Below are 10,527 nucleotides of genomic sequence, written 5' to 3' on the forward strand. Positions count from 1 at the left end.
GCCATACCGCACCGAGAAATATGGTCCACACCAGCGCCAGCACACCGGCGCCGCTCATCATCAACCGGAACTGGAACGTCGATATCAGGTCGCGGTTGACCGCGACGAGCAGCGCAACGGCGATGGCGGCGAGCAGAACGTACGGACCTGACATCGCGTACATGGCGGATGCCCGTCACACCATCATCATCACGGGATTTTCGATCAGCTGCTTGAAGGCGCCGATCAGCTCGGCGCCGAGCGCGCCGTCAATCGCGCGGTGATCGCACGACAAGGTCACGCTCATGATGTTGGCGATCTCGATCTTGCCGCCGCGCACGACGGGGCGCTCCTCCGAGGTGCCGACCGCGAGGATCGAGGCGTGCGGCGGATTGATCACGGCGGTGAAGTGGTTGATGCCGTACATGCCGAGGTTGGAGACCGCGGTGGTGCCGCCCTGGTATTCTTCCGGCTTCAGCTTGCGGGCGCGGGCACGCGCGGCAAAATCCTTCATCTCGTTCGAGATGGTCGAGAGCGTCTTGGTCTCGGCCTTGCGGATGATCGGCGTGATCAGGCCGCCCGGCATCGCCACCGCGACGCCGACGTCGGAATGCTTGTGCTTGAGCATGCCGCCCTCGGTCCAGCTGACGTTGCAGTTCGGAATCTTCTGCAGCGCGACCGCCATCGCCTTGATGACGAAGTCGTTGACCGAGATCTTGTAGAGCGGCTTCTTCTCCTTGTCCTTCGGCGCGGCGGCGTTGATCTCCTCGCGCGCGGCGAGCAGCTTGCCGATGTCGCAGTCGATCGTGAGATAGAAGTGCGGAACGTTCTGCACCGAGGCGGTCAGACGCTGCGCGATGGTGCGGCGCATGCCGTCATGCGGCACGACTTCGTACGAGCCCGGCTCGAACAGCGCCAGGATCTGCTTGTCCGACATCGACGGCGCGATGCTCGGCCCCGCTGCGGCGGGCGCAGCCGCCGGCGCCTTCAGGCCCTTGCCGGACTTGGCGTCGTCGACGTCGCGCGCGATGACGCGGCCGTGCGGCCCGGTGCCGGTGATGCGGGAAAGATCGATGCCGGCTTCCTTTGCCAAACGGCGCGCCAGGGGCGAAGAGAAGACGCGGGCGTGGCCGTTGGCTTGCGCTGCGGGTGCCGCCGCTGGCTGAGGCGCGGGCGCTGCAGCCGGTGCTGGCGCAGCGACTGGCGCGGGTGCCGCCGCAGGCGCGGCCTGGGCGGCGGCGGGCTTCGGGGCTTCGGCGGGCTTGGCAGCCGGTGCGGCGCCAGCTCCGGCGCTGGCTGCCGCCTTCACATCCTCGCCGTCGCCGGCCATCACAGCGATGACGTCGTTGACCGGCACGTCCTGCGTGCCCTCGGGCACCAGGATCTTGGCGATCGTGCCTTCGTCGACCGCCTCGACTTCCATCGTCGCCTTGTCGGTCTCGATTTCCGCGATCACGTCGCCGGACTTGACCTTGTCGCCCTCTTTCTTGAGCCACTTGGCGAGGTTGCCCTTTTCCATCGTCGGCGACAGCGCGGGCATGAGAATATTGATCGGCATTGTCAGTGACCTTGTTGCGACCGCGGTTTGGTTTGGCCCATGTCGGTCGGCCGGGCGATTTCGGCTTCGAACATCTCGACGATGCGCGCGAGCGCCTCGTCCTCGGTGTATTCGCTCTCGCGCGAATAGGCGCGCGCGGCGTGGCGGGCGATGTCGACGAGCATCAGCCCCCACATGTCCGGCTCCTCGAAGGCGCGCTGGAACGCGATCGACAGGCCGCCGTCGACCACAAAGGCGCGCAGCACCTCGACGGCGTCGTCGCGGCCCATCACGTCAGGCGGCAGCGGCTGCTCCTTGGGACCGGCCATCGGCGTTACCGGTAGGACACGGCCTTGGCGGCCGCGACCACCTCGGCGACGGAAGGCAGAGCGAGCTTCTCGAGATTGGCGGCATAGGGCATCGGCACATCCTTGCCGGAGACGCGCGTGACCGGCGCATCGAGATAGTCGAACGCATGCTCCATGATGCGCGCGGCGACCTCGGAGCCGACGCCGCTCTGCTGCCAGCCCTCTTCCACCGTGACCGCTCGGCCGGTCTTCTTCACCGAGTTGATGATGGTCTCGGTATCCATCGGTCGGATGGTGCGCAGGTCGATCACTTCGGCGTCGATGTCTTCCTTGGCGAGTTCATCGGCGGCCTTCAGCGCATAGGACATGCCCATTGCCCAGGACACGAGGGTGACGTCCTTGCCGGCGCGGGCAATCCGCGCCTTGCCGATCGGCACGATGAAATCGGGCAGTTTCGGCACTTCGCCGGTATGGCCGTACAGCACCTCGTTCTCGAGGAAGATCACCGGATTGGGATCGCGGATCGCAGCCTTCAGAAGGCCTTTGTAATCGGCGGCCGAATACGGCGCGATCACCTTGAGGCCCGGAATCTGCGAGTACCAGGCGGCGTAGTCCTGGCTGTGCTGGGCCGCGACGCGCGCGGCGGCGCCGTTCGGGCCGCGGAACACGATCGAGCAGCCCATCTGGCCGCCGGACATATAGAGCGTCTTGGCGGCGGAATTGATGATCTGGTCGATCGCCTGCATGGCGAAATTCCAGGTCATGAACTCAACGATCGGCTTCAGCCCGGCCATCGCCGCACCGACGCCGACGCCGGCAAAACCGTGCTCGGTGATCGGCGTATCGATCACGCGTCGCGCGCCGAATTCCTGCAACAGGCCCTGCGTCACCTTGTAGGCGCCCTGATACTCGGCGACCTCCTCACCCATGATGAAGACGTCGCCGTCGCGGCGCATCTCCTCGGCCATCGCATCGCGCAGCGCCTCGCGGATGGTCTGCGTGACCATCTCGGTGCCCGCGGGAATTTCCGGATCGGGCAGCGCCTCGCTGACCGGCGCGGCCGGCGCCTTTGCTGCCGGCTGCGGCGCTTCCGCCTTGGCTTCGGCAGCAGGCGCAGCCTCCGCGGCCTTCGGCTGCGGCGCTGGTGCCGCAGGCGCCTTGGCGAGGTCGGCGGCGCTTTCGCCGTCGGCCAGGATGGTGGCGATCGGCGTGTTCACCGCGACATCGGCGGTGCCTTCCGGAATCAGGATCTTGCCAAGCGTGCCCTCGTCTGTTGCCTCGACCTCCATCGTCGCCTTGTCGGTCTCGATCTCGGCGATCACGTCACCGGACTTGATGGTCTCGCCTTCCTTTTTCAGCCATTTGGCGAGGTTGCCCTTCTCCATGGTGGGCGACAGCGCAGGCATCAGCACTTGAATGGGCATATCGGCTCCCGAAATCGGTCTTGAGATTCTTCTGCGCGGGTGGGGTCAGCGGTAGATGTCGGTGTAGAGCTCGGATGCATCCGGCTCCGGATCGTGCTGCGCGAAGTCGGCGGCTTCGTTGACGATCTCGCGCACCTCGGCGTCGATCGCCTTCAGGTCCTGCTCGCTGACACCAGACGCCAGCAAGCGGTTACGCACCTGCTCGATCGGGTCCTGGTCGTGGCGCACCTTCTCGACTTCCTCGCGCGTGCGGTACTTCGCCGGGTCGGACATCGAGTGGCCGCGGTAGCGGTAGGTCTGCATCTCCAGGATCATCGGACCATTGCCGCCGCGGCACCAGGCCACGGCCTCATCGGCGGCTGCCTTGACCGCGCGCACGTCCATGCCGTCGACCTGCCTGCCGGGAATGTTGAAGGAGGCGCCGCGCTTGGAGAAGTCCTGCTGGGCCGATGCGCGCGATACCGATGTGCCCATCGCGTAGCGATTGTTCTCGATGACGTAGATTACCGGCAGCTTCCACAGCTCGGCCATGTTGAAGCTTTCGTAGACCTGGCCCTGGTTGGCCGCGCCGTCGCCGAAATAGGTCACGCTGACGTTATCGTTGCCCCGATAGCGATTGGCGAACGCAAGGCCGGTGCCGAGCGACACCTGCGCGCCCACGATTCCGTGACCGCCGTAGAAATGCTTCTCCTTGCTGAACATGTGCATGGAGCCGCCCTTGCCGCGCGAATAGCCGCCGCGGCGTCCGGTCAATTCGGCCATCACCCCCTTGGCTTCCATGTCGCAGGCCAGCATGTGGCCGTGGTCGCGGTAGCCCGTTATGACCTCGTCGCCCTGCTTCAGCGCCATCTGCATGCCGACCACGACCGCTTCCTGGCCGATATAAAGATGGCAGAAGCCGCCGATCGCACCCATGCCGTAGAGCTGACCGGCCTTCTCCTCGAAGCGCCGGATCAGGAGCATGTCCCGCAGTGCCTTGAACTCCTGCTCCTTGGAGAATTCGGGCGGAGAACCAGCCTTCTCCTGCCCTAATTCTTTTGCGACGGTTTTCTTGGGTGCGGCCATGGCAATTCCGGGTGAGAGAAGTCGGAGAACCCTCTCTAACCCAACTCAAATCGCCTTGGAAGGATTGCGTTCGCTGGATGGAATTTTGCTATGCCGCACTGCAGCGCGGCGCGACACTTTTGTGATAGTGCGCGATTGTTTTTGAAATTTGAGAACGCGTCAGTTCGACTTGTTGATCCGAACCAGATCACGCGGGTTGGCGTAGTCGAGCTGGAAGCGCGCGCGCTCGTCCAGCATGTCGGGATCGACCCGGTCCGACCGCAACAGCGACACCCGCTGCTCGCCCTCGGCGCGTTCCTTCTTCAGCCGCGCGAGCTCCGAGGTCAGCGCGATGATTTCCTGGTCGAGCTCCTGCCGCGCGTTCAGACCGTATTTGCCGGTATAGGCGTTGACGCCGAAATAGCCGACCATCAGCGCCGCCAGCGTGTAGAGCGCGAGCCCGGTCAGAATCGATTTGAGGCGTGTGCGGGAGACCATGGCCGCGAAGATGCGGCCATGGGGTTAACGGAGTGCTAAACCAAAGCGTTTTCGAGCGAAGTGGATGCCGGTTCGCGTGAAGAAAACGCGTCAAATAAGGTCAGCCGTTCTGCTTTTCGATGAAGGCCGCGAAGGCGCCGAGATACTGCTGCAGCACGCCTTTGAGCGACTCCTTGGTCAGATCGCCCTTGTCGTCGAAGGCATCGCCGACGCCGTTGAGATAGGCTTCCGGCTGGCCGAGGATCGGACCGGAAATGCCCGGCAGGATGTTCTGCAGATGCTTCACCGCGCTGACGCCGCCGAGCGGTCCCGGCGAATTGCCGATGATGCCGATCGGCTTGCCGATAAATGAGCTCTTGCCGTAAGGCCGCGAGGCGACGTCGATCGCGTTCTTCAGCACGCCCGGGATCGAGCGGTTGTATTCGGGGGTCACGAACAGCACGCCGTTCGACTTCTGCAGCTTCTCGCGGAAGGCCAGCCAGTCCGCCGGCGGGGCGGCCTCGAGGTCCTGGTTGAAGAAGGAAATGCCCTCAAGCGTCGTCACGTCGAGCTTCAGCGACGCCGGTGCGAGCTTGGCCAGCGCATTGGCGATCTTGAGCGAGAAGCTCTGTTTGCGGATGCTGCCGACGATGGTGACGATGTTATAGGCCATAGCAAATTCCTTCGGGTTGTGCGTGAAGCTCGCGCATCTCACCTACCGGCGCGCCGAGAAAGATGCAAGTGCATGGATCGTGCAATTTTGGAAACGCAACGTTTATGAAACCGCCCCGCTGACGTCATGCAGTACGGCTGTCAAACATCAGCTTCAGGGCGCTATCTTGACGCGGGGGCATCGGCCGGTTTGTCCGCGGGCCCATGCTTGCTTGCAGGCAGCGGCTTTGCAGCCGGTTTGGCGCCGTTTGCGGGCGCCGCGGGTGGCGGCTCGGGCGCGGCGGGCCCGCTCTGTCCAATCGATACCGAGATCCCGAACAGCCGCCACTGCCCGTTCACCGGCGCGAACGCCAGGTCGAAATTGACCTGGTTCGGAACCGACGGAAAGAAGCCCGCCATATGCATCAATCCGTTGGCCTCGATCTGCGGCAGCAGATTGAGTTGGGGATCGATCACGGCGACGCCGGAAAGATCCAGATTGTCGTTGCGCAGCTTGGCAAAGATCTCCCCGAGGCGAGCCGCTGAGTTGATTTGAAAGCCCGGCGCGCCGATGTCGCGCAGCACCGTGTAGTTACCCGTTTTGTTGGCGTGATCGAGCGCAAGCAGCGCGGAGCGCACCAGTATGAGCACGCCGTTGCGATCGATCTGGGCCGGCTTGGGTGCCGGCGGCGTCTCCGCACGACAGACGGCGGCCGCCAGCAACGCGCCCGCAGCGACCAGAGCCCGCAGCCAGGATGCTTTCCGGATCACCACGCAACGGTCACCCCGGCGCGTCCACCGACGCCACCTTGCGCGAAGCCGGCGGCGATGCCGCCATTGAGCACGACATACTGGTTGAGCCGCATCTGGGCCCCGAGGCTCATGGCGTTCTGCCCACGGAAGGTGCCCCAATTGGTCGAGATCGCGAACCTCTTGTCCGATGGCAGCGCCGCGCCGCCCATAGCGATGGCGATCGCGGTTCCCTCGAACGCCTGCCGCATCTGCGTCTGCAACGTCGCGACGTTGCCCTGCAGCGTCGATACGTTGGTTTGGAGACCGGATATGTCCTGTGGAGTGAAGTTGGCCGACGCGAGATGGCCGGCGGCATCCGTCGTCACCACCTGGGTCGGGCCGGACTGCGCGGCAAGGCTCGCCGCCGAGGTGATACCGGACATCCGGTAGGTGCTGGTACTGGTACCGACCGAAATCTGATTTGCCGCCGTCGTCGTCGCGCCGGCGCCGATTGCGGTGGAATTGGCGAAGGTCGCCGCGGCATTGGTTCCGAAGGCGGCCGAATTCGCTCCCGTTGCCACCGCGCCGTCGCCGAACGCCGCGCCGCCATTGGAAGCCAGCGCGCCCGCACCGACTGCGATCGAGCCGGTCGCGACCGCGCCATTGCCGATCGCGATCGCATTGGCGCCCGTGGCGGCGGCATTGAAACCGACGGCGACCGCACCGGACGCTGTCGCGCTTGAGTTGGCACCCACCGCGGTGGCGCCGGTGGCGCTCGCGGTACTGGCCTGACCGATCGCGGTTGTCGCTGCGCCGCTGGCGTTGCTGCCCTGGCCGAACGCGCTGGCGGTTGCACCGTTGGCGATGCTGTCCGCACCGACAGCCGTTGCAGAATTGCCGGTCGCGGCGGCCGACGTCCCCATCGCGGTCGCACTAATCCCGGTCGCGGCACTGCTCGCGCCGGTCGTGGTGGCACGGTCTCCGTTGGCTACGCTGTTTGCACCCGTCGCCGTGGCGTTGAATCCGGTTGCGGCACTGAAATTTCCGGTCGCGGTCGCAGAGTTGCCTTTCGCGACACTGGCCTGTCCCGTTGCCGTTGAACTGTCCCCGATCGCGGCGCTGTTGGCCCCGGTCGCGGTTGCAGCCAATCCATTGGCGAAACTGCCTTGACCGCTCGCGGTCGCAGAGTTGCCATTCGCGTTGCTGCCATAGCCCATCGCGGTCGCGCTAAAGCCGGTCGCGGTACTGAATGCGCCGGTCGCCGTTGCAAGGGTGCCGGTCGCCGTGCTGCCTTGTCCGGTCGCCGTCGCGTTCGTGCCGAGCGCCCTGCTGGCTTCACCCGTCGCGGTCGCGTTGGTCCCGTTTGCGATGCTGCTTAGTCCCGTTGCTGTCGCTGCGGCGCCGTTGGCGCTGCTGAACGCGCCCGTCGCGGTCGCGGTGTCACCGTTCGCGACGGCACGGGCGCCAAAGGCCGATGCGTCGACACCCGTTGTAGTCGCGCCGGAGCCGACCGCCGTCGCAGACCCCGATGGCGCGTTGATGACACCGCCGCCGGCAGCATAGTCCGTGGACAGGGCCACCCTTGGACATAGCATTACGCCGGCGCCGAGCACGCCCGCGACCCCACTGGTGAGTATGCTCCTGGCCAACAAGCGCGCCTTGCGAGACAGGCTCCTGAGTGCCGGAATGATGATTATGTGACGCCGATCACCGTACATGCGAGCACCTGAAAAACGGACGGCGCGATTCTGCCGACTGAAATGCTGTGCCGACACCTTCCTCAAGCCGCACGGCGGTCGCATCTGACGTTCGTCGGAGGCTCTGCCTGAATGTCGGCAAGTGATGCTTTGCCGCAACATCGAGAAATGCCCACAATCCAGCCTTGCGGTGCGAATGGCATCCGGGCCAGATTGCAACCAGGCAGGGGCTGATCGATGCTTGGCGGCACATTGACCGGCGAAGGCGGGCTGCACGATCTCGTCGCCGCCATCTACGACGCGGCCCTCGACGCCGCGCGCTGGCCTGATGTCCTGAACCGGATCGGCGATGCCGTCGGCGGACCGGAGGTGATCTTCGGCGTCTACGATCCGGCGACCGGGCTCTCGAACCTGCTCGCGCCGCGGATCGATCCCGTACTGGTCAACCGCCTGCTGGACTGGGCGCCACGCAATCCGCTGCTGCCGCTCGGCATCGGTCAGGCCCCGGGCAAGGTTTTCACCGTTGGCAACTTCATCACGCAGGACCAGTTCACCGGCACGGACTTTTATCAGGAGTGGTGGCGTCCGGCCGGCTACGACACCGAGCCGCTGACCACCAATCTATTGGTCGACGATGGCGCGACGGGAATCTTCACCATCCACGGATCGCTGAACCGGTCGCCATTCGGCACCGACCAGAAGCGGCTGTTTGCAAACCTCGCGCAACATCTGGTTCGCGCAGTCGCATTGCAACGCCGCGTGTATCATCTGACCTTCGCCAGCGAGAGCGCGCTCGCGGATTTTGATCGATTGCAGCAGGGCTTTCTCCTCGTCGATGCCGAGGCAAGGCCCCTGTTCACCAACCGCATCGCGCAAGCCTTGCTCGACGCCGATGATGGGCTCCGCCTTGAAGACGGCATCCTGTCTGCATCCGACGCCGACTGTGGACGGTTATTGCGGAAACTGGTGTCGTCCTGCCTGACGCTGGCCGGCATCGGAGCCGGCGGCGAGCTCACGCTGCGGCGGAAAACCGGCCGATCGCCGCTTGGTGTTCTCGTGATACCGGTGCCGCTGGAAACAGCGATGGCCGCGCTGCCCTGGACCGTTTCACGGCGCCCGGTCGCGATCGTATTGATTACCGATCCCGAGACGGAAATGCAGGCCAGGCTCGACAGCCTGCAACGGCGTTTCGGCCTGACGCCCGCGGAAGCCGCGTTCGCGCTGGAAATCATCAAGGGCGATGGCCGTCAGGCCGCCGCCGGCAGGCTCGGCATCACCGTCGGAACGGCACGAACGCATCTGTCGAACATCTTCGACAAGACCGGGTCGAAACGACAGGCCGAACTGGTGCGCCTGGTGTTGCAGAAGTGAACCGGGCCGTATTCCTGGGCCAAATGTCGACACGTTCTTCCAACCATACTGTGGCTGGATTCCATGCACCAAGCCGACCGAAGAGCGGACAATGGCAGAGCGCAAGAGACGGGTTGCAATCCTGTTCGGCGGACGATCGGCCGAACATGACGTGTCGCGGGCGTCGGCAGCGAACGTGCTTCGCTCGCTCGACCCGGATCGCTATGAGGCCACGGCGATCGGCATCACCCGGGATGGCCGCTGGATCGTCGCCGATGCGGGAAACGGCGCCGGCGCGGGTGGCGGCACGCTGACCATTCCAGACCATGGGCCGCAACTCGCGCTGCTGCCGGGCGGACAGGGCCGCGTCGTGGTGCTTCCGGGACCTGAGGCAGTGCCGGCGGAATTGCCGGCATTCGATGTCGTCTTCCCGGTCCTGCACGGCCCCAATGGCGAGGATGGCACGGTGCAGGGCGCGCTGGAGCTGTCCGACGTGGCCTATGTCGGCTCGCGCGTGATGGGCTCGGCGGCCGGAATGGACAAGGACGTCGCCAAGCGCCTGCTGCGCGAGGCGGGATTGCCGATCGTCCCCTTTGTCGCGATGTCGATCGCCGCGCCCGTCAGCTATGACGACGCGGTCAGCGCCCTCGGCTCGCAGGAGCTGTTCGTCAAGCCGGCCAACATGGGATCATCGGTCGGCGTGTCGAAGGCGCGCAACGCGGCGGAGTTCGAGAACGGCTGCAAACTGGCGTTCCGCTTCGACACCAAGATCCTGATCGAGCGCTGCATCGCGCCGATCCGGGAGGTCGAGTGCTCCGTGCTCGAGGATGCCGAGGGCCGCGTGCGTGCCTCGCAGCTCGGCGAGATCGTGCCGTCCGACAAGCACGGCTTCTACTCCTACGACGCGAAGTATCTCGATGCGGATGGCGCCCTGCTACAAGTGCCCGCCGACGTCCCGCCCGCCGTGGCCGATCGCATCAGGGAGCTCGCGATCAAGACATTCGGCGTGCTGGGTTGCGAAGGCATGGCGCGCATCGACTTCTTCCTGCACGGCGAGCAGGCGTTCGTGAACGAGGCGAACACCCTGCCCGGCTTCACCAACATCAGCATGTATCCGCGGCTGTGGGAGGCCAGCGGCCTGCCGCAATCCGAATTGATGGACGTCCTGATCGGCCATGCCCTGGAGCGTCACAAGCGCTCCAGGGCACTGGCATTCGAGCGCGAGTAGAGCGCAATGGGCATTCGCGGCATCCGTAGATGGGGTAACGGGCCGGCCGCCCGCTCGCTACGGCGCGATATAGAAGCGCGCTCGCGAGCGGCCTGTTGGT

General features: G+C 65.2%; 10 protein-coding genes. 2 read left to right on the top strand and 8 right to left on the bottom strand.

The features are described 5' to 3' along the window. Positions 1–175 precede the first annotated feature (175 nt). The 8 genes from QMZ05_RS38900 to QMZ05_RS38935 all read right to left on the bottom strand — a co-directional run bounded on the left by QMZ05_RS38900 (position 176) and on the right by QMZ05_RS38935 (position 7,732). Entirely contained in the window at positions 176–1,537 is a 1,362-nt protein-coding gene (locus tag QMZ05_RS38900) for a pyruvate dehydrogenase complex dihydrolipoamide acetyltransferase (RefSeq protein WP_353705577.1), read from the bottom strand. A 2-nt stretch (positions 1,538–1,539) separates the two neighbouring features. Next, complete coding sequence (locus tag QMZ05_RS38905) at positions 1,540–1,845, bottom strand: DUF5076 domain-containing protein (RefSeq protein WP_021079261.1); 306 nt, start codon at positions 1,843–1,845, stop codon at positions 1,540–1,542. 5 nt (positions 1,846–1,850) lie between these two features. Continuing rightward, positions 1,851–3,248, bottom strand: a complete 1,398-nt coding sequence (locus QMZ05_RS38910) for a pyruvate dehydrogenase complex E1 component subunit beta (protein ID WP_353705578.1) — start codon at positions 3,246–3,248, stop codon at positions 1,851–1,853. A 45-nt stretch (positions 3,249–3,293) separates the two neighbouring features. Further along, on the bottom strand, positions 3,294–4,313 hold the full coding sequence (pdhA, locus tag QMZ05_RS38915) for a pyruvate dehydrogenase (acetyl-transferring) E1 component subunit alpha (RefSeq protein ID WP_353705579.1): 1,020 nt from the start codon (positions 4,311–4,313) through the stop codon (positions 3,294–3,296). 159 nt (positions 4,314–4,472) lie between these two features. Continuing rightward, positions 4,473–4,790 (bottom strand): septum formation initiator family protein, encoded by a 318-nt coding sequence (locus QMZ05_RS38920; protein WP_021079258.1) that lies wholly within the window; start codon positions 4,788–4,790, stop codon positions 4,473–4,475. Positions 4,791–4,890: 100 nt separating this feature from the next. Then, positions 4,891–5,442 (bottom strand): NADPH-dependent FMN reductase, encoded by a 552-nt coding sequence (locus QMZ05_RS38925; RefSeq protein WP_353705580.1) that lies wholly within the window; start codon positions 5,440–5,442, stop codon positions 4,891–4,893. 161 nt (positions 5,443–5,603) lie between these two features. After that, positions 5,604–6,143, bottom strand: coding sequence for a hypothetical protein (locus tag QMZ05_RS38930; protein WP_353705584.1), 540 nt, complete (start codon positions 6,141–6,143; stop codon positions 5,604–5,606). Between the two features lie 44 nt (positions 6,144–6,187). After that, complete coding sequence (locus QMZ05_RS38935) at positions 6,188–7,732, bottom strand: YadA-like family protein (RefSeq protein WP_353705581.1); 1,545 nt, start codon at positions 7,730–7,732, stop codon at positions 6,188–6,190. 354 nt (positions 7,733–8,086) lie between these two features. On the opposite strand from QMZ05_RS38935, the gene QMZ05_RS38940 reads away from it, so the two are divergent. Together QMZ05_RS38940 and QMZ05_RS38945 are read left to right on the top strand one after the other, a co-directional pair. Beyond that, positions 8,087–9,220, top strand: a complete 1,134-nt coding sequence (locus tag QMZ05_RS38940; protein ID WP_353705582.1) for a helix-turn-helix transcriptional regulator — start codon at positions 8,087–8,089, stop codon at positions 9,218–9,220. A 91-nt stretch (positions 9,221–9,311) separates the two neighbouring features. After that, positions 9,312–10,427, top strand: coding sequence for a D-alanine--D-alanine ligase family protein (locus tag QMZ05_RS38945; protein ID WP_353705583.1), 1,116 nt, complete (start codon positions 9,312–9,314; stop codon positions 10,425–10,427). Positions 10,428–10,527 lie beyond the last annotated feature (100 nt).

This window comes from Bradyrhizobium sp. INPA03-11B, assembly GCF_040446015.1.
In the GTDB taxonomy this organism is placed as follows: Bacteria; Pseudomonadota; Alphaproteobacteria; order Rhizobiales; family Xanthobacteraceae; genus Bradyrhizobium; species Bradyrhizobium macuxiense_A.